The 24,645-nt window shown below is 39.3% G+C and carries 18 protein-coding genes; 6 read left to right on the top strand and 12 right to left on the bottom strand.

The genetic code is table 11. The annotated features are described in order from the left end of the window. Positions 1–133: 133 nt before the first annotated feature. The 8 genes from M3183_RS20960 to M3183_RS20995 form a co-directional block, all read right to left on the bottom strand. On the bottom strand, positions 134–331 hold the full coding sequence (locus tag M3183_RS20960) for a hypothetical protein (protein WP_251472667.1): 198 nt from the start codon (positions 329–331) through the stop codon (positions 134–136). After that, positions 328–2,013, bottom strand: a complete 1,686-nt coding sequence (locus tag M3183_RS20965; RefSeq protein WP_251472668.1) for a glycerol-3-phosphate dehydrogenase/oxidase — start codon at positions 2,011–2,013, stop codon at positions 328–330. The genes M3183_RS20960 and M3183_RS20965 overlap by 4 nt, the downstream gene beginning before the upstream one ends. Positions 2,014–2,033: 20 nt before the next feature. After that, a complete protein-coding gene (gene glpK / locus M3183_RS20970; protein ID WP_251472669.1) occupies positions 2,034–3,521 on the bottom strand; it encodes a glycerol kinase GlpK in 1,488 nt (495 codons plus the stop codon). A 134-nt stretch (positions 3,522–3,655) separates the two neighbouring features. Further along, positions 3,656–4,558, bottom strand: a complete 903-nt coding sequence (locus M3183_RS20975) for an AEC family transporter (protein WP_251472670.1) — start codon at positions 4,556–4,558, stop codon at positions 3,656–3,658. A gap of 48 nt (positions 4,559–4,606) precedes the next feature. Next, positions 4,607–6,040 (bottom strand): aldehyde dehydrogenase family protein, encoded by a 1,434-nt coding sequence (locus M3183_RS20980; protein WP_251472671.1) that lies wholly within the window; start codon positions 6,038–6,040, stop codon positions 4,607–4,609. 25 nt (positions 6,041–6,065) lie between these two features. After that, positions 6,066–6,797: a GntR family transcriptional regulator gene (locus M3183_RS20985; protein ID WP_251472672.1), complete on the bottom strand. Its 732-nt coding sequence runs from the start codon at positions 6,795–6,797 to the stop codon at positions 6,066–6,068. Positions 6,798–6,843: 46 nt separating this feature from the next. Continuing rightward, positions 6,844–8,184, bottom strand: coding sequence for a sulfoquinovose isomerase (sftI, locus tag M3183_RS20990; RefSeq protein WP_251472673.1), 1,341 nt, complete (start codon positions 8,182–8,184; stop codon positions 6,844–6,846). 108 nt (positions 8,185–8,292) lie between these two features. Next, complete coding sequence (locus tag M3183_RS20995; protein ID WP_251472674.1) at positions 8,293–8,970, bottom strand: transaldolase family protein; 678 nt, start codon at positions 8,968–8,970, stop codon at positions 8,293–8,295. A 307-nt stretch (positions 8,971–9,277) separates the two neighbouring features. On the opposite strand from M3183_RS20995, the gene M3183_RS21000 reads away from it, so the two are divergent. From M3183_RS21000 to M3183_RS21015, 4 genes are all read left to right on the top strand, one after another. Continuing rightward, positions 9,278–10,498, top strand: coding sequence for a Gfo/Idh/MocA family protein (locus tag M3183_RS21000; RefSeq protein ID WP_251472676.1), 1,221 nt, complete (start codon positions 9,278–9,280; stop codon positions 10,496–10,498). Between the two features lie 257 nt (positions 10,499–10,755). Next, positions 10,756–11,970, top strand: coding sequence for an ABC transporter substrate-binding protein (locus M3183_RS21005; RefSeq protein ID WP_251472720.1), 1,215 nt, complete (start codon positions 10,756–10,758; stop codon positions 11,968–11,970). 103 nt (positions 11,971–12,073) lie between these two features. After that, on the top strand, positions 12,074–12,919 hold the full coding sequence (locus tag M3183_RS21010; protein ID WP_251472721.1) for a carbohydrate ABC transporter permease: 846 nt from the start codon (positions 12,074–12,076) through the stop codon (positions 12,917–12,919). A gap of 21 nt (positions 12,920–12,940) precedes the next feature. Next, entirely contained in the window at positions 12,941–13,750 is an 810-nt protein-coding gene (locus M3183_RS21015) for a carbohydrate ABC transporter permease (protein WP_311315394.1), read from the top strand. Between the two features lie 398 nt (positions 13,751–14,148). On the opposite strand, the gene M3183_RS21020 is transcribed toward M3183_RS21015, so the two are convergent. The 3 genes from M3183_RS21020 to M3183_RS21030 form a co-directional block, all read right to left on the bottom strand. Next, positions 14,149–14,880 (bottom strand): GntR family transcriptional regulator, encoded by a 732-nt coding sequence (locus tag M3183_RS21020; RefSeq protein WP_251472678.1) that lies wholly within the window; start codon positions 14,878–14,880, stop codon positions 14,149–14,151. A 236-nt stretch (positions 14,881–15,116) separates the two neighbouring features. Next, complete coding sequence (locus M3183_RS21025) at positions 15,117–17,150, bottom strand: alpha-glucosidase (protein ID WP_251472680.1); 2,034 nt, start codon at positions 17,148–17,150, stop codon at positions 15,117–15,119. 63 nt (positions 17,151–17,213) lie between these two features. Beyond that, on the bottom strand, positions 17,214–17,885 hold the full coding sequence (locus M3183_RS21030) for a DUF4867 family protein (protein ID WP_251472682.1): 672 nt from the start codon (positions 17,883–17,885) through the stop codon (positions 17,214–17,216). Positions 17,886–18,486: 601 nt separating this feature from the next. Between M3183_RS21030 and M3183_RS21035 the strand changes: the two genes are divergently transcribed. Continuing rightward, positions 18,487–21,699: an EAL domain-containing protein gene (locus M3183_RS21035; protein WP_251472684.1), complete on the top strand. Its 3,213-nt coding sequence runs from the start codon at positions 18,487–18,489 to the stop codon at positions 21,697–21,699. A 17-nt stretch (positions 21,700–21,716) separates the two neighbouring features. Continuing rightward, complete coding sequence (locus M3183_RS21040; RefSeq protein WP_251472686.1) at positions 21,717–22,580, top strand: GGDEF domain-containing protein; 864 nt, start codon at positions 21,717–21,719, stop codon at positions 22,578–22,580. 893 nt (positions 22,581–23,473) lie between these two features. Here the strand turns inward: M3183_RS21040 and M3183_RS21045 are convergent. Beyond that, a complete protein-coding gene (locus M3183_RS21045) occupies positions 23,474–24,607 on the bottom strand; it encodes a glycerate kinase (protein ID WP_251472688.1) in 1,134 nt (377 codons plus the stop codon). Positions 24,608–24,645: the final 38 nt, after the last annotated feature.

Below are 24,645 nucleotides of genomic sequence, written 5' to 3' on the forward strand. Positions count from 1 at the left end.
AGAGCTTCCTCCTAAGATTGATTTTGTGTTGTGTGTGTATAATCATCTTACTGAGGGGCTCTATTTTTATCAAACGGTAAAAAGAACTATCTACAGGAATTCTTAATTTTGCAAATAACGGGAAAACCTCCGCTTATTTTTTACTTCCAAGGGGGCTATCCTGTAATCCAGCTTTTTCGCAGAGTCCGCTTATTCCTAAATAGAATAAACCACCGCTTTTCTTGGCATAACAACATAATTTACGAAAACAGCCTAAATAAAAAAACGCACAGGCAACATGATTCCTGTACGTTTTCCCTAATACCCAATATACGTTATTCATTTCTTTCAACTTACTTTCCCCTTCACATCATCTTTTTTTTCGTCTTCCGGGGTTGTTGCATCATATATTGCTCTATCTAACTCTTTTTGATAGGTTTCCTTTTGTTCGCAAGTCCACTGGAAAACAGATGACATATAGGCGTTTACTTTTTCTTTCCACTGTCTTACCCAATGGATATCGAATAACAGGGCGCCGGTCCGTCTATAAAAGAAATCGATTGGTTTCACGGCCATTTCTTCCGTAATCGCATAAAAGATCTGAAGGAATTCACAAAGCGGAAGGCCGCTCTCTTTTGCTTCATCACTATGGCTCGTAATATAAGAATATAATTGGTCCACGTTAGCGCCATATTTTTTTGTTAATTTTAGTGATTCCTCTCGTGACAGCCCCATTTTTACACCCTGCTTCACTTTTTCATCCATAAAGGCCGGGAAATTTTTCGATCCGCCGATATTTCCCCCAGAGATCGGGAGTGTTTTGGTTTGACAGCTGCCAAACGTTTTTCCTTCTTCCTTAAATAGCGTGACTAATCGATCTACGACCATTTCCGCCATTTTACGGTATCCGGTTAACTTACCGCCGGCAATGGTGATCAAACCAGAATCAGAAATCCAAATTTCATCTTTACGGGAAATCTCGGAAGGACTCTTCCCCTCTTCATTAATTAACGGCCTCAGCCCCGTCCAGCTGGATTCGATATCTTCCTCCTTAATGTGTAAAGTTGGGAACATAAACTGAATGGCATCTAAAACATACTGACGGTCAGCTTTAGTCATACGTGGATTGGCAATGTCCCCGCTATAAACGGTATCGGTAGTTCCAACATATGTTTTTCCTTCCCTGGGAATTGCAAAAATCATCCGTCCGTCGGGAGTATCAAAATAAATGGCTTGCTTAAGTGGAAAACGGCTTTGATCGAAAACAAGATGAATTCCTTTTGTTAATTGGATCGATTTTTTACCCAATGATTGATCCTTTTCACGTAAGGTATCGACCCAAGGCCCTGAGGCATTTACAATTTTATCAGCGTAAATGGAATACTTTTTATTGGAAATTTGATCCACAACTACAACCCCGCAGGCTTTCCTATTCTGATAAATAAAGCTCTCCACCTTGGCATAGTTTACTGCCTCAGTTCCATGTTTCACAGCTTCTTTTATCACTTCAATTGTCAGCCGGGCATCATCAGTTTTGTATTCCACATAATATCCCCCGCCTCTTAAAGCTGAAGTTTTCAATAACGGCTCAAGCTTTAACGTCTCTTCCCGGCTTAACATGGAACGGCGTTCATTCCGTTTAACTCCTGCCAAATAGTCGTACACCCGTAAACCAATGGAAGTTGAAAACATGCTAAATGTCCCATCTTGATAAATAGGAAGAAGCATCCATTCCGGTGTGGTGACATGCGGGCCATTTTCATAGACAATTGCTCGTTCTTTCCCAACCTCTGAAACCATTTTTACTTCAAATTGTTTTAAATACCTTAATCCGCCGTGAACTAGTTTTGTTGAACGGCTGGAAGTTCCTGCTCCAAAGTCCTGCATCTCCACTAAGGCTGTTTTCATTCCGCGGGTAACCGCATCAAGTGCAATCCCGCACCCGGTGATCCCGCCGCCAATGATAAGAACATCATAATGTTCAGTTTCCATCTGACCCAGCATCTTTTCACGATCCAGACTTGAAAATGTCATATTCTGTTTCCCCCTATCTTTTATTTAAACAGGCTGGCTGCTTTCACCGCTTTTTTCCAGCCGATATAGAGATGGTCTCTTGTTTCATCAGACATATTAGGTATAAACGGCTGATTAAGATTACACTGTAAAGAGATTTCTTCTTGATCAGACCAGAAACCTACCGCAAGACCTGCTAAATAAGCGGCACCTAAAGCAGTAGTTTCACTAACAGCAGACCGTTCAACAGGAACATCTAAAATATCACTTTGAAATTGCATCAGGAAGGAATTCTCCACTGCCCCCCCGTCAACCCGCAGCTTTTCGAGCTTAATTTGAGAGTCTTGCTCCATTGCGTCCACGACATCCTTGGTTTGGTATGCAAGGGATTCCAATGTGGCTCTAATAAAATCTTCTTTAGAAGTCCCTCTGGTTAAACCAAATACTGCCCCTCTTACATCACTGTCCCAGTATGGAGTACCAAGACCAACGAATGCCGGAACTACATATACCCCGCCAGTATTTTTTGACTTTGCAGCATACGTCTCACTGTCTGAGGCATTCCTAATCATCCTAAGACCGTCTCTTAACCATTGAATGGCTGCCCCCGCTACAAATACACTGCCTTCTAAAGCATATTCTATTTTCCCTTGTAATCCCCAGGCTATTGTCGTTAATAATCCATGCTTTGAGGATACTGCATTTTCCCCGGTGTTCATGAGCATAAAACAACCAGTTCCATAAGTATTTTTCGCCATTCCTTTTGTAAAACAGCCTTGGCCGAATAAAGCGGCCTGCTGATCCCCGGCTGCACCAGCAATGGGGATTTCTTCTCCAAATAGAAATTTTGCCGTATAAGCATACACTTCAGAGGATGATTTAACCTCCGGAAGCATTTGAATAGGAACATCTAAAACCCCAAGCAGTTCCTCATCCCAGTTTAATGTATGAATATTATACATTAACGTTCTGGACGCATTGGAATAATCCGTCATATGCAGTTTTCCATCTGTTAATTTCCATATAAGCCATGAATCGATGGTGCCAAATAACAGTTCTCCATTCCTGGCTCTTTCCCTGGATCCCTCAACCTGATCAAGAATCCACTTGGCTTTTGTTCCTGAAAAATAGGGATCTATTAATAATCCCGTCTTTTCCGTAAAAATAGTTTCATATCCTTTTTCTCTTAAATTTTCACAGATATTTTCCGTTTGCCGGGACTGCCAAACGATAGCATTATAAATTGGCTGTCCTGTTTGTTTATCCCAAATCAGGCAAGTTTCCCTCTGGTTGGTAATTCCTATTCCTTCCAACTGACGGGGGGTAACGTTGTACTCCGCTAAACAGGCATTAATGACTGATAAAATCGAGCCCCATATTTCGTTTGGGTTCTGTTCAACCCAGCCTGGATTTGGATATAATTGAGTAATCTCAGCCTGTGATTTGTGAACAGCTTTTCCCTCTCGATCAAACAAAATAGCTCTTGAACTGGTCGTTCCTTGATCTAGTGCTAATATGTATTTTTCCATCAGTAACTCACCGTCCGAATATAAAGTAATCAAAGAAAAATCCACAATCCTTCCTTGCATACGAAAGATGGTATTGTGGATGTGTAATCAATAGTTTCTCATGTACCGGACTTCCACCCTACTCCTTCTATCTTTTAAATCACGATTAAAAATATAATCGGTAGAGTCGCCAAACTTAACACTGTACTTATAAGTGTTGCACTGGAAACAAATTCAGGCTCTGTATTAAATTGTAATGCGTACATGGTCGTATTAGCTGCGGTCGGCATTGCCGCCATGATTACCATAATCTGTTTAATCATCGGATCGACCGGTAAAAACAGGGTCAGGATATAGGCAATAACCGGTGATATGGCTAACTTGATCAGTAAAGAAAAGGAAACCTTTTCTTTTTCCAATTTTTTGACTGAAATTTTAGCAAGCTGCATCCCTAGGACTATCATAATAGTGGGGATCGCAGCATTTGCAGCTAAATCCACAGCTTGAAGTACTGAATCACTTAATGGGATGTGCAGGCTCTTACAAATGAACCCAAGCATCGCACCATAAACAATAGGCATTCGTTGAACGGCGTGAAGTGCTTCACGAGCACCATTTCCTCCTGGACTGCCCTTTGCCGCAAAGTAAACTCCGATTGTACACATCACAAGCTGTTGGATAACCATTAAAATAACAGCATAATCAAGGCCTGCTGAACCGAAAAGTAATAACACAACCGGGGTCCCATAATTCCCATTGTTCATGAAGGAAGAGGCCAGCACCATTCCACATGTTTCTGCATTGGAGTAGCCTCTTAACTTTGCAACCAAATACACCACTAAAATTAAGCTAAAAACTAAAGCAAATGTATAAATGGCCATATACAAATAATTCGAATCTAATGCCGTTTTATAGAAGGTCCTGAATACTAGAACCGGTGACATTAAGTATATAGCCATTGTTGAAATCGTTTTTGTATCAAACCCAATCTTTTTTTCTCCGATAAAACCTAAGGAAAATATGCCAAGAACCGGAGTAAGGATAAGAAGGAAACCCAAAGTGACCACCTATCTTCCTGTTTTATTCACTGTTGATGGGTCGGAAAACTATATGTTTAAGACCACAATTCGCTCTTCTGTCATTTCTTCTATTGCATATTTAGGGCCTTCTTTTCCTGTTCCACTGTTTTTGACCCCGCCATATGGCATATGATCCACACGGTAAGCGGAAGCATCATTAATAATAAGTCCCCCTACCTCAATTTCACGTGCTGCTTTCATGGCAAATTTTAAATCATTTGTAAATAACCCTGCTTGAAGACCATAATCAGAATCATTTACTTTTGCAATAACCTCATCCTGCTCTTTATAAGGAACAACAGATAAAACCGGGCCGAATACCTCTTGACGGCATACTTTCATTTCTTCCTTTACATTGGAAAGAATGGTTGGATAGTAGAAAGCTCCATCGCGTTTGCCGCCCGTTTCAATGACAGCCCCTTGCTCAACTGCTTCATTTACCCATGCTTCTACACGCACAGCTTCACTCTCTTTAATCATTGGCCCAATCTCTGTCTTTTCATCTAGTGGATCGCCCACAACAAATGCTTCTGTCTTTTCTTTTAGTGATGAAAGAAATGCCTCGAAAATCTCCTCGTGCACATATACGCGCTGAACCGAAATACAAACCTGGCCGGCATTATTAAAACCTTTTTGGGCAATCAAGTTGGCTGACTGCTCGATATTAGCGTCTTTGTGAACAATTGTTGCGGAATTGTTTCCTAATTCCAAAGCCACCTTACGCAAGCCTGCCTTTTCGCGGATATCCTTTCCGACAACAGGGCTTCCTGTAAAGGTAAACATTTGCACATCCGGATTGCTTAATAACCAATTTCCAATGGCGGAACCGCTGCCTGTTAGTACCTGAAGACGTCCTTTTGGAAGGCCAGCCTCCTCTAAAACTTCAGCAAGCATGACCGCACAAATGGATGTCACTTCAGCTGGTTTTAAAACAACCGTGTTTCCTGCTGCAAGTGCTGGTCCCACCTTATGGCAAACCAGATTTAATGGAACATTAAACGGAGTGATGGCTGCTATAACCCCTACTGGCACACGCACGGTAAAGGACATGCGGTTCTCAGATCCTGGAGCTGCTTCAACTGGAATTCCTTCGCCGTGAATTCGTTTTGCTTCTTCCGCCGAGATTTCCAGAGTCTGTGCTGCCCGCTCAACCTCGCCGCGGCATTCGCGGATTGGCTTTCCTATTTCTATAGCAAGAACCTGTGCAAATTTCTCTACGCGTTCTAATAACAGCTGGGATGCTTTTAATAACACTTCATATCGTGCATATGGAGCAAACGGTACTTTAAATGCCTTTTTCGCACTTTGAACAGCTGCATCAGCATGCTCTTTTTGCGCAATTGAAATCCATGCTGCCGGCTCTTGCGTGTATTTATTTAATACTGGTCTCTTTTCTTCTGTTTCCTGCCATTGCCCATCAATATACAAACCATATTGTTTTCCTGTAACGACTGCTGCCATGTTTTTCACTCTCCATTAGTTTTATTTATCTAGTAAGTTCAATGGTGTAATGATATTTATCATTGCAAAACTTGGTTGTCGTAAATTCAATCGGCTGATGATTGCTGTCAAAACTTAATCTTTCCATTTTAATCAATGCTTCTCCGCCGCGTATTCCAAGCAGATCTGCTTCCTCTATACTGGCATTAACAGCTGAAATCTTTTCATTTGCCTCACGGAGGACTATCTTATTTCTTTCAAGGACTTCATAAAACTTAGCTGCTTCTAAATCTTCGTCTATCAATATCTTCCCGATAAAAGCCGGCCAGCAAGTTTGTTCTAAAGCAACCGGCAGCTTATTAGCAAAACGAATGCGTTTCACTACTAATATCTGATCGTCCTCTTGGAGCTTTAAGTATGATTTCTCGTTCAGAAATCCTCTGCTAAATTCAGCAGATAATAGTTTAGATTCCGGCACCAACCCACTTTCAGCTACTTCTTCTGCAAATCCTTTCAAAATCCCTAAGCTGCCTGTAAGCTGCCGAGGCCTAACAATCGTGCCTTTCCCTTGTTTCTTTTCCAGTAAACCATCTTTTACGAGGATCGAGATGGATTGGCGAATAGTGGTACGGCTAACGCTAAATTCCTTCATCAATTCCTGCTCAGTTGGGATTAATGCATTTGGGGCCCATACCTTATCTTGAATCCGTCTGATAAGAATATCCTTCACTTGTATATACAGCGGGATATTTTTATCGAAACCTGCAAGAGTACCCACTATACTCGCCCCCTTTATAGAACAACAAAGCTGTATAAACGATCATTTAAATAAATAAATCTGTTTTCAAGCCTAGAATTCTTCCAAGCTCTTTTAACTGTTCTGTTACATCTCCATACACAAGCGCATAATGTGGTTCATAACCTGCGTTCATTAAGTCATAAAGGGCAGAAGTAACATCTGATGCTAATTCCACTTCAACAGATGTACCGGTAAAAGGCTTTTCGGTATCAAGTGCCTTTCCCTTCATCACTAATAACCGATAGCCGTCAGGGGTATGACCAACACGAAAGATGGTTACTTCACCTGGTTTCAATCCAAAATCCATTGCCAATCCAATTTTACGATTCGGATGGACCCCTGCTGTCGCACCTGTCTTAGGATGGGCTAAAGAATAGGCCCCTGCACCGCAATGCCAAAAGACAACGGAATTTTTTTCTTCATCGACATGAACCATGTCTCCTAAATAAGGGGCACTTCCATTTGTTAACTCTCTTAAAATAAACATTGAAATGGACCCGTGGATATCCGATTCACAGGAGGTGACTACTCCATCTTCTGTTAATTGGGACAATACGGAACAAGGAGCTGCTCCAAGATCATTAAAGAAGTCCGGCCAGCATCGCATTGACAAAGAGTGAAAATGCTCTTTATTAATTTGCTGTTTCATATAGGCTGTAAACTGTGCAAACCTCTGAACGGTTTCATCTTTTCGATTTAATCCAATCACTTGTTTCTCTGCACGTTCCACTTCTCCGATCCATTCACTCTCAGGAAGCTCCACACATTCTTTAAATGCCTCCTGTAAATCTATTTTCTTTAGGGCAACACCTAAAGTGGTATATAGTTCATCTGCATCTGCATCTGAAAAGAAAAAGCCTGGAGGATATTCACCTACCACACCAATTTTCATCTGATTTAATGCCTTTTTTACCCGCATGACATCAAGCCGCTGCAAAAGAAGTGTTTGAAGTTTCTCTTCATCAGGATTTCCAAACACAAAACTAAATGGATGCCTGTGGTTTCTAAGAACATTGCTGGTACTGTTTCCCCCTGTTAGGGAATTCAGCCTTAAACGCCCCCCGATACTTGGCTCGCGGACTGACCAAACGATAACCGGTTCGTTAAAATACTCCAGAACCTTGATGACAAATTCTCCGTCTGCAAATGTGACACTTTGGTATACAACAGCATCAATTTCATTAGATTGGATAGTACGTAAATATTGATCCAATTCTTCAACAGATGTAATGATTTGTTCTGGTGCAAGAACTTTTTCGCATGTTTGATTCAGCCATTCTACACTTTGCTTGCGATATACCTCTGCAGGTTCTAAATCAAAAGTTTTTCTTCCAATAGGTAAGTATAAAACCACACTCTCTGACATTGCTTGTTCCCCTTTTCGCCATTTCATTCATCACCATAACAATAACATACATCGTTACCTTTTAATGTAAAAAAATATAAAAAATGAGAAAATAGTTTCATAGAAGAATTATCGAACGGTTTCCTCTTTAACCGTGCTATCCCAAGCCTTACGGAATACGTTCAAACCGTAATCAGTGAAGGCATGATAAAAACTATTTTGAAAGACTTCAAATCCGCAAGTAACAATATGTGCTCCAGCTTTTGCAGCATCCACGATCTGTTTGCCATTTCTTAAGGCTGCCACGATAATTTCAGTATCAAACTGATAGGTCTTATAAATACTCGCGATATCCTGAATATATTGCGTAGTGTCATCCCCGCTGTTTTCCTTCCATCCAACGAATGGCGACACAAATTTAGCATCGATTCTTCCCGCCTGTAATGCCTGTGATGGAGAAAATACAAGGGTAACGTTGGTTGGAACTCCTTCCTTCTCCAATTCCTTAGCAGCGATTAAGCCAGGCTCCGTACAAGGAATTTTGACGACAAAGTTATCAGATAAGGCTGCTAATTTCTGCCCTTCACGGACCATTTCCTTAGCATCATCAAGGTGTGGATTAATCTCCACTGAAATCGGGAAATTCTTTACCCCTCTGAATTCGCTTGCAAATTCATCCAATAATGTAACCAATGGTTTGCCGCTGTTCATGACATGGCGGGGATTAGTGGTAACTCCATCAATGGCCCAATTTTCATACGCATAACGAATTTCATCAAGCTTTGCACTGTCTAAAAAGTACTTCATCTGTAAATACCTCCAATATGATTTTTTGTTTTATAACGTAACTATGTTTTCGTTAAAAGTAGTTACCTTTTGTATCAATCATATGGAATCAATTTCAGAATTTCAAGTATTTTTTAAAAATATTTTCATTCACAAATGCCCCATAACTAGTAAGTTCACTGGTTTTCCTAAAAAAAATTAATATATTTACTGATTAATTCTAATTGTCAGTTTACTTTAAAATACAAGTATGGTATTTTGTCCTTATGTAGTAATCTTTTTTGTATTCATCATTATGTTTATACCCTTAAAAAAGGAGAGTGCTTTGATGAGTCAGTTGGGCAAAAAACTTAAAAACCGGTATATTTCACGTAATCCTAAATTTGATTACTTACCTGATCAGGATCGATACCTTTCTAAATCAAGTCAGCCAAAATACCGGTTTAATCTCATTGGTTGCGGCAATATTGGCCGCGAGCATATGAAAGTAACTTTCATGGAAGAAAGAGCGGTGATTCATGGAATCTATGATCCAAATCCGTCCAGCCTAAAATATGCACACCAGCTATTTAAGGAATTATCACCAGATTCATCACTAGAAATCTATCAGACTTTACAAGAAGCATGCCATGATCCTAAAGTGGACGGATTAATCATCTGTACCCCTAATTACACACATCTTAGTATTGTAAAAGAAGCGATAAAATCAGGTAAACATATCCTTCTGGAAAAACCAATGGCTACCACCATAGAAGACGCGTACGAGCTGACACAACTTACACAAAACTATGAATCAGTATTTCAAATTGGTTTGCAATATCGCTATAAGTCCATTTATTTTGAATCCATCCATGAAGCGCTTGAGAGAAAAACAATTGGTGACATTAAGCTGATTAGTATCACAGAACATAGGCCGCCATTCCTTGATAAGGTAAATCAGTGGAATAAATTTTCCAAGTACTCAGGTGGTACTCTGGTAGAAAAATGCTGCCATTACTTTGATTTAATGAATTTCTTTGCCCAGGCCAAGCCAGTACAGGTTATGGCGGTTGGAGATATGGCAGTCAATTTCAAAGATTTCCAGTATCAACATGAAAAGTCAGATATACTTGACCATGCCATCGTCACGGTTCTCTATGAAAATGGAGTAAAAGCCAATTTAAATCTTTGTATGTTCTCTCCTACATTTTATGAGGAAATGGTCCTTTGCGGTGATCAAGGAAGACTAAAGGCAAGTGAACATGATCATTTTCTTACAACTTCTCAGGATAGAAATAGGTTAGAAATATATGGTGGAGAAGAAAGGCCGACGAAACTAACTACTCCATGCTATCCAACACATATTGAACAAAGCGGCCATGGAGGGGCAACCTTTTATGAACACGTAAATTTTGTCAATCAAATCGAAAAGTGTTCTGTCAAAACTCCTTCAATTGAAGATGGACTTTGGTCTGTTATTGTTGGGGCAGCTGCAGAAGAATCTATTAAAAGAGGAGAAATCATCTCTATTGAAAGTTTATTAAAAGATAAAAATATTTTTTCAAGATAGAAAAAAATTAAAAAAGTCTAAAAAATCAATTGAAAACGGTTTATTTTTATGTATAATATGAATTAATTAATCTGAGATTACTTTTTTACTATAAAAAAATTTAAATGAAAGTGGTAACCATCGTTACTACTTTTTTAAGGGAGGTAAACATCACTATGTTATTACAATAGGATGTGACATTACGACGCAAAAAAGGCAATAAAAAATAAGGAGGAATTTACTTGAAAAGGAAACTAGCTCTAATACTTACATTGGCAATGGTTTTAAGCCTGGCTTTGGCTGGCTGTAGTTCTAAGGACTCTTCAACAGATGCAAAAGACTCAGCGAAACATACCATTACCTTCCTGCACTGGCGTGGAGAGGATACAGAGGTTTTTAATAAAATTATCGCTGAATTTGAAAAGGCAAATCCTGATATTAAAGTAGAGATGAATGTTTTACCTTCCGATTCTTATATAGCAAATGCCTCTGCCACTTTGTTATCTGGTAAAGGATCAGACGTATTTGCTAGTTTTCCAGGAAGTCAGTTCGAAGCTTTGCAGGATTCAGGGGTCTATGCTGATCTCTCTAATGAATCCTTCCTTTCTAAATTTTCAGAGAGCCTGATTGAAGCAGGAAAAAGTGATGGCAAGCAATTAGCCGTTCCTTATCAGCTTGTCTATAATATTCCGGTTTATAATAAAGGGATTTTTAAAAAGTTGAACTTGGATGTTCCAAAAGACTGGAATAGTTTCTTAAAAGTGAGTAAAACGTTAAAAGACAATGGCTATGACCCTATTTTATTTGCTGGGGATGTAAGTCCAAGCCAATTTATTAACCCAATGGTTATGAATAATGAACCTACAGACGATGCCTTTCCAAAGCTGGAAACGGGTGAAGAAAAACTAACAAATGATTGGTTTGTAAAAACACTTTCTCAAATTAAAGAACTAAATGACAAAGGCTATTTCCAAAAAGATCCGCTGGGAACAAAGAAAGAAGGCGCTGCTGCCTTATTTGCACAGGAAAAGGGAGCCATTCTTGCACTTGGATCTTATATGATGTCTGCTGTAAAACAACAGAACCCAAATATTGAGCAAGGTCTGCTATCTCCTATTACAGTTGATGCCAGCCAAATGAAATATGAAGGAATCCATACAGCTACCTTTATGTTAGGTGTAAATGCCAAATCGAAAAATCAAGCAGAAGCAAAGAAATTCATTGAATTCTTAACAGATCCAAAAATCGCAGCTGAATATGCCAATGGAACCGGCCAAATGCTGACATTAAAAGACGTGAAATATGATTCACCAGAATTAACGGAGTCCGCTAAATGGCTGGATAAGAAAACACTGTTCCAACCGCGTTATACTCTTAAAAAAGAGCAGGTAAGTAAAGCGATTGAAACTGCAGTCCAAGACGTTCTATCGGGAGTGGAACCTGAAAAGGCTGCGAAGAAAGCACAAGAAGAGGTAGACCGTGCAATCAAATAATAGTGCAGGGAAGGTGATCGAGAGTAATCTCGGTACCCCTCCCTATTCTTCCTTACAAACGAAGACAAAAAAACGGAAGGTCAATACTGTTTTATTCTGGTTTATACTCCCGGGTTTCTTAATCTATAGCATCTTTTATGCTGGGCCGACCGTATTTGCACTGTATTTGAGCTTTACAGACTGGAATGGGGTTGCAGATGCCTATAACTTTGTAGGACTGTCTAATTATAAGGAACTTCTGACTGATAGCCCTATCTTCACGCAGTCTCTTGGGAACAACTTAAAGTTTACCTTAACCGTTCTCATCTTCCAAACCATCCTTAGTTTATTTTTTGCTATTCTAGTTGCGAAAAATTCAAAGAAGAATGTATTCTTTCGTGCCATTTTCTTCTTTCCTACGATTGTAGCATCTGTATCTATCGCGTTTATTTGGACGTTCATGTACGATCCTAATATCGGTGTCATAAATAGTTTACTAAATAAGGTTGGACTGGAGCAGCTGGGACAATCCTGGTTAGGGAATCAAAAAATTGCGATTTATAGTTTAGCATTTGTTCAATTTTGGGCACATACTGGTCAAGTGTTAATCATTTTTGTTGCAGGTTTACAGGCCATTCCAAAAGAACTTTATGAGGCTATCAGCTTAGAAGGTGCAACGAAATGGCAGACATTCCGCCATATAACTTGGCCGCTCCTTGCACCGTCCGCTACGATTGTAATTGCCTATACAACTATTCAGAGTTTTAAAGCATTTGATTTAGTCATTGCTATGACTGGCGGGGGTCCATCCCATTCAACTGAAATTCTCTCAACATTTTTATATCATGAAGCATTTACTAATTTTAGATTTGGATATTCATCAGCAGCATCTGTCATCTTTATGATTATTATTGCGGTTATTACCGTATTACAATTTAAACTACTTAAATCTGATGATGTTAAATACTAAACATACGAAAGGGGGATATTTGTGAAAGGTCTGTCAAAAAATACTCTTCTTATTATATATGCGGCAATTGTCCTATTACCTTTTAGTATGGTGTTATTTACGACTTTTAAAACTACACCAGAGCTATATAGGAATCCGCTGGGGCTGCCAGACTCCTGGTCACTTACAAATTATCAAGATTTATTTATGAAGGAATCGATGTCAACTTATTTTATGAATAGTATCATCGTTACCCTTTCCAGTGTGGCGATTATTATCTTTCTTTCAAGCTTAATCGCCTATGCTATTTTCCGACTGCCGAAAAAAATAGGCTATATCCTTTTTGGTTTCTTCGTAGTCGGCATGATGGTTCCTACCCAAGTAAATATGATTCCAATTTATTTGCTCATCAATAAATTAGGGCTTTTAGATACCCGTTTAGGAGTCATTCTCGTTACCGTAGGGTCTCTCATCCCGATTGCGGTCTTTATACTTACCGGCTTTATGAAGACATTACCAGAGGAATTAATTGAAGCAGCTAAAATTGATGGAGCCGGTGAATGGAAGATTTATTCGAAGGTAGTAGTGCCATTATCACTGCCATCTATTGCAACCGTTACGATTTTTGCCTTTGTGATTGTATGGAACGATCTTTTATATCCATTGCTTTTATTAAAATCTACTGAGGTAAAAACACTGCCGATTGCCCTTCTTAGCTTCCAAGGTCAATATTTAACTAATTATCCGATGATATTCTCTGGTGTCATCATTGCTTCAATCCCAATGATTCTTGCATACATTTTCATGCAAAGATACTTTATTGCAGGTATGACGGCTGGATCAATAAAATAGGCTGTTTTCGTAAACTATGTTGTTATGCCAAGAAAAGCGGTGGTTTATTCAATTTAGGAATAAGCGGACTCTGCGAAAAAGCTGGATTACAGGATAGCCCCCTTGGAAGTAAAAAATAAGCGGAAGTTTTCCCGTTATTTGCAAAATTAAGCTTAAATAGTAAAAAATAAGCGGAGTTTTTTCCGTTATTCAATGAAAAGCACCCGATTTTAGCAGTTTAAAATCAAATAAGGGTAATTCCTCCGTCTATTTCAGCTAATTAACATCCAATTTCCTAAATAACGGGAATTTCTACCTCTATTTTTTGAACGAATCTTAAAAAGGGTGCAAAAAGCAACAATCTTTTAGAAAAGAGCCATAAAATAAGAACAAAGGCTGCCACTCGGCAGCCCTTTGTTTTATCTTTTTAACTCAATATTATATTGGTATTTATCCCCTCTGAATTTTGTGGTGGTAAATTCAATAGGCTTATCATCCAAGCCAAAACTTAGTCTTTCCATTTTCAATAATGCTTCCCCTCCCCTGATTCCGAGCAAGTCAGCCTCATAAATAGTCGCATTCACAGCAGAAATTTTCTCTTTTGCACTTTTTAAAAAGATATTATTTTCTTCCAGAATTTCATAGTACTTTGCAGTATTTAAATCATGCTCTATCAGTACCCTGCCAATATGTGCAGGCCAGCAGGTTTTTTCCAGGGCAATCGGCGTTAAATCAGCAAAGCGAATCCGCTCAATGACTAATATCTCCTCCTCATCATCTTCAAGCTCAAGCATCAGCTTTTCATGATAAAGATCCTTTCTAAAACTATAGCGCATTAACTTCGACCTTGGGGTTAAGCCTTTTTCTGTTACTTCTTCTGCAAATCCTTTCAGTTTCCCATTCCCAATCAGGGATTGTGCCTTTACAATGGTTCCCTTTCCTTGTTTTTTCTCTAAAATTCCATCTTGAACAAGAATAGAAATGGCCTGTCGAATAGTAGTTCTGCTGACATTAAACTCATCCATCAGTTCTTGCTCTGTAGGAATTAACGTATTAGGAGGCCATTTTCTCTCTTGAATACGATTTATAAGTATATCCTTTACTTGAAGATAAAGGGCTATATTTTTATTTGAATCAATTATTCCACCCATTTTTCCTTTTACCCCCTTTAACTTTAAACCAGCAATTCATCATTACTATATTACATTAGGTTGTTACCTTTTGCTTCAAAATAGTTTACAACATCATCTAAAAATTAAAATAAAGCCGAAATCTTTTCGGTACTTCCCCCTTAATAGACCCGTGGAAGCTCTGTTAATCATACGGTTTAAATGTTAAACAAAGAGAGCTGTTGAAATCCTTCAACAGCTGCCTTCATGTTGATACACTATATTGAAGCTAAACCAGCAAATAAATCTTTCCACTCTGAATGTTTACGGTAGAAAACTGGAGGATATCCTATCGGGGCCTCCACTGTTACAGTGCCGCCGTTATAAGTCTTCCCACTCCAAACATGAACCCATTCATCCTCTGGCAAATAGACTTCCCAATCTGTTTGGTTTTCTTGATGAACAGGGGCAACCAACAAGTCTTTTCCATATAAGTATTGATATTGAATATCATATACATTTGGATCTTCCTCATAATGCATAAATAACGGACGTTGAACCGGAATCCCTCTCTCTGCATTTTCTTTTACAAGTGATTTCGTATAAGGCTTTAGTGTAACGAAAATAGTAGTCATTCTGGCAAAATGTTTCAACGTTTCGTCATCGCCGTCAAACTGAAAACAATCATCCGGACGGTTTCCTTCATGGGTTCTCATGACCGGAGTGAACGTACTGAAATCAACCCAACGCAAAAGCAATTCTTTTGATCGTTTATTTCCGTGAAGGCTGGTATATCCACCGATATCACTATGATGTAAACCGCAGCCAATCATCCCTGCTGATAATGCTGCTGGAATCACGGAGGCAAGGCCATCATCCAAAGACCAGTTCACACTCTGGTCTCCGCCCCAAAGCAGTGTATTATATTTCTGTACACCCGTAAAACCAGCACGCATGAAGTAAAGAATTTCGCCTAATTTATTGGACTCCGATACCGCTTCATAATTAATCTTTGCCCATTCTGTCGGCCAAGCATTATGCATCAGTTTTGCATCTGCACCATTATACAGTTTGACGTCTGTTGGCAGGTATTCACCAAAATCAGCCATCCATCCATCAAGGCCAAACTCAATCAGATTCTCCTTAATAACCTGCTTATACCAATCCGCTGCTTCTTTATTTGTAAAATCCACTACACCGCAATAAAATTCGCCAAAATCAACGGTATACACATCACCTTGTTCCGTTAATGCCAAATATCCTTTTTCATAAGCCTCTTTATATAAGTTCCCTTCAACTGCAACATATGGATTGATGTACCCTAAGAAGCGGATTCCACGTTTTTTCCATTCCAGGATTTTTTTATCTAACTCGGGATAGTCATTCTCACTCCATTGCCAATTCCACATCAATCGTCTGCCAAAAGAAGTTACCCTCTTCCCCTGCCAGTCCTGACACCATAAACCGGACACCTTAATCCCATACTCTAATGCTTTATCAAGCTTCTCCTCAACCACTTTTGTACCGCCTTGAATCCCCAAAATGATTCCATTATAGACCCATTCCGGAAGTTCTGGCTGTCTGCCAAAGAGGCTGGTAATCTTTTCAACTAATTCTACGTATGACTCTGCTGTATCAAACAGAATATATTTCGGAATTTCCCAAACCTGCAGTTCATGAAAGTCAGGACTGCGGAAGTCAAAGTCAGCATATGCAGTTGTTTCCATATGACAAAAATATTTTCTTGTAGAAATAAAAGTCGGCTGAGGGAAATTAGTATTGTAATAGTCTCCTCCTGCTTGATCCTTTACATCCGCCTGCCAGGTAGTATACGTTTTTTTATTTCTCCCAACCCCAGGTTCTGAAGTCCATAGTGGAAAATTCCTCCCGCGCAAATTAAAATAGGACAGCTGTTCACCACAGCCATACACTTTTTCCTCCTGGTCAGCGGCAATACGAATCCAAACCCTGTTAATCTGATTTTCATTTTGTTTAAATTCAACTTTCAATCTGCTATCTTCTATTTTTACCGATAAAATAATAGAAGGATAGGATTCCTGAAACTTTGCTAATTCAATCTGAAATTCACTTTCCAGTTCATCAACCTTTGCAAATCTTAGTGGAATTCTTTCAATTAAATAGTCCTTAATATCAAAATTCCCTCGATACATTTTAATTGTTTCTTCTCCATAACCCACATAGATCATGGGCTGCTGAGCTGTATGACGTAATAATACTTTCTGATTAAAGAGGATTTCAAATCCTTCATTTAATAGGTTCAATTCCAGGTGTTGATTAATAGCTGCGTTCATTCCTTTATCCTCCCTTTGGATGTCCATACTTCTACTTTAATGGGGGTGATGGTAAATAACAGGCTAATACTGTACTTCTATATTTTTTCCTTTTATACCTGGATAAGCGCCTTTATCAATAAGAGGCTTTCGTTCAGGGTGTGCAATTAACCATTTATTCTTCATAAATAAAAGTTCATCCTCTGCTGTTCTTCTTTTCACAGGACCATCTAATGATTGGTTTGTTCCTGCCAAAAGAATAACAACAGCCTTAAATCCTTCTGCGGAAACCTTACATGGAGCAAAATGAAGTGTAGTACTATATAACTCTACCATGGTGCCTTTTGGAATAAAGAAAGCTTCAACATTCTCACTTGAAAAAAGTTTATCTTCTATATCTTGTACTCTTCCCAGCAGGAGGACAAAATCTGTAATGGCTATATTAATCTCGCTCCCTTTATGGTATTCAAATCCGTTGAGAAACGAATTCCTTCCATTACAATATCCAATTTGAATGGGCATTTCACCATAAACTGTGGTTTCAATCATCTCTTTAAAAGCAGTCTGTTCCATTTCCTTAATAGATGGTACATAGATATTTTCCCCCAGTGGAATCTCCGTATCATTCATAAAAGATTCTATTTCTTCAATATTACTTGACGGAATAATCTTCCCATATTGATGAAAAGCTGTATCCCTTACATGATAAAAGGGGATATGGGAATTTAACTTAACTAGCTCCTCAAAATTAGCCAACGATAAACACCTTCTCTATGTATGTATTCAATACCAAGTACATTGTTACTACCTTTCGTGAAAAAGTAGGTATCTTTTAAAATAATCATATGAAAACGTTTGTAATATTGCAAGTATTTTTTCAATTCTTTAGTAGTTTTTCTTGGAACTGCGATGGATGCATATGAGGATTAGCAGTTTTAATTTAGAAAGGTAGTAATGTTCGAAAAATGATTTAGTTTATGCTCTAGACTTCTATATTCACCTCCATGCTATGACTTCTAACTCTCCTATCAACTACCTTAAAGTGTGACAATCTTTAATACCGACTCTACTTTTACAAATCATTGACAAGCTATTCTTTTTATTTGCATTAAAACCGATAAGAAGTCACTTAAACTACCATTTCTGTTATAATTCCTGCAGAAATTACAACAATATTCCCCAGAAAATAATTCTATTTTCTACACCTTCTATTCTTTTCGACATAGACTAAAAATCACAATTATTAGGAACGTTTTTTTATCTTTTTCCCTTTTACCAATAAGTACTTCTTGTGGCAAGGAGCTGATAGCTTTATATTTTATAATAAACAGCATGAATTTAACTGGACGGTGGATTGATGGAACATCTTGGCGGCACTTTTAATATACATTTGATCATTTTTTCAATTAGTATTGTTCTGATAACTTCTTACACGGCTTTTGACCTCTATTTTCGCAAGGCTTTGGCAAATAAACAGCATCGCCTCATCCGCTTAACCAGCAGTGCCATAGTGCTTGGTTTGGGTATTTGGTGTCTGCACTTCATTGGCACTTTGGCCTATACGCCCGTCCATCAAATGAGCTTGGATCCCTTTTTCGTATGGAGTTCATTATTTATTTCGATAACTGGTTCATTTTTTTCCTTGGCCCATTTTCGAAAGGGAAATGGAACGCTTCGTTTCCTTTCAAGCGGCTTTATCATGACGGCTGGAACCGCGGCCATGCATTTGGTCGGTATCCAATCCATTCACGACGAATTAATGCTTCACTACCAGCTGCCAAACTTTATCGCCTCCATTTTGATTTTATCCACTGGATCCTGTATGGCCTTTCACTGGGCAGGGAAAATGATGGATAAGAATCGTAATACCTTTTTTCAAAGATTTAAAAGCGGGGCATCAATGGGATTAGGTGTTTCTGGATTTCACTATATGCTTATGTTTAATGGTTCCATGTCCTCCCCCCAGCACCATTTGCAAGGCAATACAACCATAGAAATCAGTGTGGATATGACGATTTTGGCGCTTAGTGTCGGGGCTGCTGCGATTCTCATTTTATTTATTGTCTTATTCGCATCCTATTTCGAAGGAAAGTTTACCAGCCAGGCACTAAAGCTGAAGACCAATGAGCTGTATTATCAGTCATTATTTCAAAACAATCCGGATTTAATCATTACGTTTAACACTAAGGGACAATTTGTCAGCATGAATCGAGTGGTGGAGTCATTTGGATATACCGAAGAAGACCTATTGCTTCATTCTTTTGTTTCTTATATTGTGCCGGAACTGCGCGATATGACTTTAGAGAATTTTTATCAGGCAGTAAACGGAACGGCCGTAAACTATGAAACGGCATTCTATAACAGTTCAGGAGAGCGGATTGAAAGCAATGTTACCAATATCCCCATTATCATAGAGGGGAAAATTGTTGGTGTTTACGGGATTCTGAAAGATATTACGAAACAAAAAAGAGCGGAAGAAAAAATCCGCCAGTTAGCCTACCATGATGCCTTGACAGGTATTGCTAACCGAAACCAATTCAATTCCTGCTTCGAAACAGCAAAATCATTGCAAGAATTAAAAACTGCTGCCATTCTTTTTCTTGATTTAGACCGTTTCAAATTAATTAATGATACACTAGGACACGATATAGGGGATTTATTATTAATCGAAGTTTCTAAAAAACTGAAAAGCATCATCCGCCCGAAAGATTGCCTGGCAAGACTTGGCGGTGATGAATTTATTTTATTCCTGCCAAATGCGGATCAAGCTGGAGCTGAAAATATGGCAGAGCAAATCCTGACCCAATTAAACGAAACCCTTCATATTAAAAATTATGACATGTACATCACCCCAAGTATTGGGATTAGTTTGTATCCGCTGGATGGTAAAGAAATTGAGATCCTAATTAAAAAAGCAGACCTTGCGATGTATCAAGCCAAGCGTTTTGGAAAAAACAACTTCCAATTTTACAAAAACCAATCCATTGAGGACACAAATGAAAAATTCCAACTGGAAAAGGATCTTCGTAAAGCGATTGAACACGATGAATTTATGGTCTGCTATCAGCCGCAAATTAACATCCAAACTGGTCAATTCACCGGAATGGAGGCTCTCATCCGTTGGCAGCATCCTAGAAAAGGTATAATCTACCCTTCTCGATTTATTACACTGGCAGAAGAATCCGGCATGATTGTCCCAATCGGAGAATGGATTATTAGAAAGGCCTGCACGCAGATGAAAGCTCTTCAGCAAACGGGACTTCCACCAATGTCTATTGCCGTTAATTTGTCATTGCGGCAGTTTTTTCAGCCCGATTTAACGGAGATGATTCAGTCTATCCTGGAGGAGACAGGGCTATCACCAGAATATTTGGAACTGGAGATAACAGAAAGCATGATGATTGATACTCATCATGCTCTCACAATTGTCAGTGCTTTAAAGAAATTAGGAGTAAAAATTAGTTTAGATGACTTTGGCACTGGATATAGTTCTCTTCACTATTTAAGAAAGTTTCCCATTGATACGATAAAAATAGACCAGTCTTTTGTCCGCGAATGCCTAACAGATCGAAATGAAGAAACCATTGTAAAAACTATCATTGCGATGGCACATCAGTTAAACTTGAAAGTGGTCGCTGAAGGTATCGAAACGAAAGACCAGCTGGTTTTCCTGCAGCGTAACGCTTGTGATGTGGGGCAGGGCTATTTGTTCAGCCAGCCTATGAGAATTGGGGACATCATTAAAAATTTCGATGTGATGGAACAAATGATTGACCGCTTGGGCATTCCGCAAGAAATTCGAAATCAAAAATCGATGACAGACATAGTAAAGAAAGCCCAGCAGGAACTCCAAGATACTATCAGCCAGCAGCAGGGCATGACTTATAAATTCAAGAAAAAGGACGGACAGTTTATTTATACCTTATGTGATGGGGATCTGCTTTATCAATTGGGGCTGGTACCCGAGCAAATTGTCGGAAAAGATCTTTATGAATTTGTTTTTGGTGAAGAAGCAAAGGAAATGGCAGCTAATTATCAAAGAGCATGGGACGGAGACAGAGTCACGTTTGAACGAGAACGAAACGGAATCTATTATTTAACTTCACTGCGTCCTGTATTAAGAGGCGGACAGGCAGTAGAAGTGATTGGCTCCTCTGTTGACATTACAAAACGAATAAAAGCTGAAGAAGCCTTAAAAATGAATGAAGCAAAATACCGTTTAATCGCAGAAAATATGTCGGACTTAATTAGGATCATTGATGCAAATGGTGCCCTTTTATATGCCTCACCTTCACATGAAAAAATAGTTGGATTCACATCCGATGAGATTGAAGGAACAGACGTATTTGACTATGTTCATCCAGAAGATCGTTCTTATTTGCAGGGGAAGCTTTGGGAGGCTGGCCATTCTAACGTTCCTGTCCTCGCAGCATTTCGCCATCAACACGCAGACGGCCATTGGGTTGAAGTGGAAGCAAAAGGAACCCCGGTGCTTGATGAAAATGGAGAATTAGAGAGTATTGTTATTGTCGGAAGGGATACAGCAGAGAGAATTCATACTCCAAAGTAATGTTTGGGGAGGGGGGAATGATGATGGTAAGTATCAATATGAAATCTTTTTACAAGATTCCCAAACTGCTAATAGGATTATGCATCGTTTTTACCATTATTCCAGGTTTTCTCGCCAGGCTGGATATGTATTATATCGATGACATGATATGGTTTTTATTATTGTTACCCTGCTATATTTTTTCCTATTATTTAGGATTTAGCGGCGGACTTTTAACAGCGGTTACCGTGAATATCTATCATTTATTTTGGTATATTTACGAGAAATATATCCGCCTGGCAGAAATGATTGATGTAGAATTATCCCTCCATGTCGGGGTTGCAGTTGTTACCTTTTTATGTTCTGTCGGGGTTGGATTATTATCGGAAAAGCTAACTGAAAAGCAGGTACAGCTGCAGGCGTTGAATCGAAAACTGGAGCATCTTGCCCTCTATGATGCTTTAACCAATCTGCCAAACCGCCGGTATTTTATGGAGAAGTTATCCGAATCCATGCTGGATAAAGAACCCGTCTTCCTTTTGTTCATTGATTTAGATGGTTTTAAAAAGGTAAATGATACATTGGGTCATGAAGAAGGGGACCGGCTGCTGCAAGTGGCAGCGAATCGATTACAATCCTTTACGAGTAATTCTGCTTTTGCAAGCCGGCTTGGCGGGGACGAGTTTATTGTGATGGTCACTGGAGCTGCAGCATGCGGGAATGTAAAGAGTCTTGCAGCAAATATTTTAAATGCACTGCGGATGGATGTAAATGGTATGAAGGTCTCAGCCAGTATCGGTATGGCTGCATCCCAACCAGGCGATACCCCCTCTACCCTGTTAAAAAATGCCGATACCGCTATGTATCACGTTAAATCCAAGGGGAAGAATGCGGTTGGCTGAGGTTAGTGTCTTTAGACGATTGATTGCGTTGTTTTATAATGTAAGGTGGTGCACTATAGCGGGGCTTTAGTGCACTTTGTTTTGGGAGGATTTCAACTTTCTGCACTCGGACTTGACTTCAGGTGCTCTTTGGCTCGGCTGTTCCCGTTCTTTCTGCACTCGGATGCTGCTCCAGTGCACTTTGGCGCAGCTGCTCTTCTTCTATCTGCACTCGAGCACCACTCCAGTGCACTTTGGTGCGGCAGCTCTCCACCTATCTGCACTCAAACATCTCCAAAGATCACTTTTACCAGAAACCCAAACTTTTATATACATTTTTCTGTGTATAATCAGGATATTCCATGATCCTGAACCCTTACATACGCAAATACTTGTGTATAACTAAAGTTTCACGTTTATTAAACTCTTTAATGTGCACTATCCTGTGTATAATTGGAAAATCATACGTTCGTTCATTCTCTTAATGTGTACTTCTTGTGCATAACCCGTGCATCTAACGTTAATAGAAATTCTTAGTGTGCACTTTCCTGTGTATAACCGATGATTCGTCTTTTATTGAATCTCTCAATGTGCACTTCCTTGTGTACAACCAGAAAATCCGACGTTCATTGAAACTCCGAATGTGCACATCTCTGTGTATAACCCAAGAATCCTGGGTTCATTGCACTCCCTAAGTGCCTATCCCAGTGCATAATTAGATCACCCTGTGTTCAATACTCCCATAATGTGCATATTCCTGTGTATAATCCAATTATCCTGATGGGTGTCCGCAATTAATAGCCTCACCCTTTACCCCCAATCAACAGAAAAGGCTGCATCCAGCATGAGCTTAGGATAGCAGCCTTTTCCGTCACTTGTTTAAAGTCTTATTAAAATACATACTTTTTATCGGCTTATTTCTTTTGCAGGCAAAATGCCCTTATTGCTTTTTCTCCAGCTATTTCAGCAAGTTCCCCAACATGGTTCATTGCTTCCTCGATACTCATTGGCTTGTTAATTATATCAATCACTAAATCTATTCCGTGTTCATAAACCTCATTGGCATGATATCCTTCACTGCCTACAATTGCGATAACAGGTTTGTTATGTTTTTTAGCTATTTTGGCAACACCTATGGGTGCTTTCCCCTGCACTGATTGAAAATCCATCATTCCTTCGCCTGTTATAACAAGATCTGCCTCTTTCACCTGTTCCTCTAGATTGATAATGTCTAGAATCCGGTCAATTCCTGAATGAAGCTGTCCGTTGCAAAAGGCCATCAAACCTGCTCCTAGTCCTCCCGCAGCTCCTGCACCTTTTTTATTCATCATTTCAATACCTAATGTACGTTCCACTAATTCTCCGAACCTTTTTAAAATCGCATCCAGTTTGACAACATCTTCTGATGATGCCCCTTTTTGCGGTCCATACACATAGGATGCGCCATTTTCGCCGCATAAAGGATTCGTTACATCAGAGAGAATCGTCATTTTGGTATTTTTAATCCGGGGGTCAATGGCCGAAGTATCTATTTTTTCAACCCTCGCAACCGATTCTGCGCCATAGCCGATCTCTTGGTGCTCATTGTCTGCTAAAGCCACCCCTAATGCCTGAGCCATCCCTGCACCAGCATCATTCGTGGCACTTCCTCCAATACCGATGAGAATCTCCTTTACCCCATGATCCAGGGCCGATTTGATTAATTCCCCTGTACCATATGTAGTTGCCTTAAATGGATTTCTCTCATGACTCGGAATAAGAGTGAGTCCGGAAGCTTCAGCCATTTCAATAACTGCAATATCTTGATTGATAATTCCATATTTAGCTTTAACTTTTTCTCCCAACGGACCTGTTACAACTTTTTCAACATATTGACCATTTAAGGCATTGACTAAAGCATCTACCGTTCCTTCCCCGCCATCCGCTAACGGCAGCTTCAGAACATCTGCATTTGATTGGACTCTTCTAATTCCTTTTTCAATAAACTCAGCTATTTCTAAACTTGATGCACTGCCTTTAAATGAATCAGATGCGATTACAATCTTCATTTACATCAACCTTTCATAAAACAAGAAGATAGCTTTTT

It is taken from the genome of Neobacillus mesonae (genome assembly GCF_023715155.1).
Classification (GTDB): Bacteria; Bacillota; Bacilli; order Bacillales; family Cytobacillaceae; genus Neobacillus; species Neobacillus mesonae_A.

Coding starts and splice junctions, on each gene's coding strand:
- sftI (WP_251472673.1), bottom strand. CDS start 8,184: ATGTCAGAGAGTGTGGTTTTATACTTACCTATTGGAAGAAAAACTTTT.
- M3183_RS21045 (WP_251472688.1), bottom strand. CDS start 24,607: ATGAAGATTGTAATCGCATCTGATTCATTTAAAGGCAGTGCATCAAGT.
- M3183_RS20980 (WP_251472671.1), bottom strand. CDS start 6,040: ATGGCAGCAGTCGTTACAGGAAAACAATATGGTTTGTATATTGATGGG.
- M3183_RS20995 (WP_251472674.1), bottom strand. CDS start 8,970: ATGAAGTACTTTTTAGACAGTGCAAAGCTTGATGAAATTCGTTATGCG.
- M3183_RS21020 (WP_251472678.1), bottom strand. CDS start 14,880: ATGGGTGGAATAATTGATTCAAATAAAAATATAGCCCTTTATCTTCAA.
- M3183_RS21025 (WP_251472680.1), bottom strand. CDS start 17,150: ATGAACGCAGCTATTAATCAACACCTGGAATTGAACCTATTAAATGAA.
- M3183_RS21000 (WP_251472676.1), top strand. CDS start 9,278: ATGAGTCAGTTGGGCAAAAAACTTAAAAACCGGTATATTTCACGTAAT.
- M3183_RS21035 (WP_251472684.1), top strand. CDS start 18,487: ATGGAACATCTTGGCGGCACTTTTAATATACATTTGATCATTTTTTCA.
- M3183_RS20965 (WP_251472668.1), bottom strand. CDS start 2,013: ATGACATTTTCAAGTCTGGATCGTGAAAAGATGCTGGGTCAGATGGAA.
- M3183_RS21005 (WP_251472720.1), top strand. CDS start 10,756: ATGGTTTTAAGCCTGGCTTTGGCTGGCTGTAGTTCTAAGGACTCTTCA.
- glpK (WP_251472669.1), bottom strand. CDS start 3,521: ATGGAAAAATACATATTAGCACTAGATCAAGGAACGACCAGTTCAAGA.
- M3183_RS21040 (WP_251472686.1), top strand. CDS start 21,717: ATGATGATGGTAAGTATCAATATGAAATCTTTTTACAAGATTCCCAAA.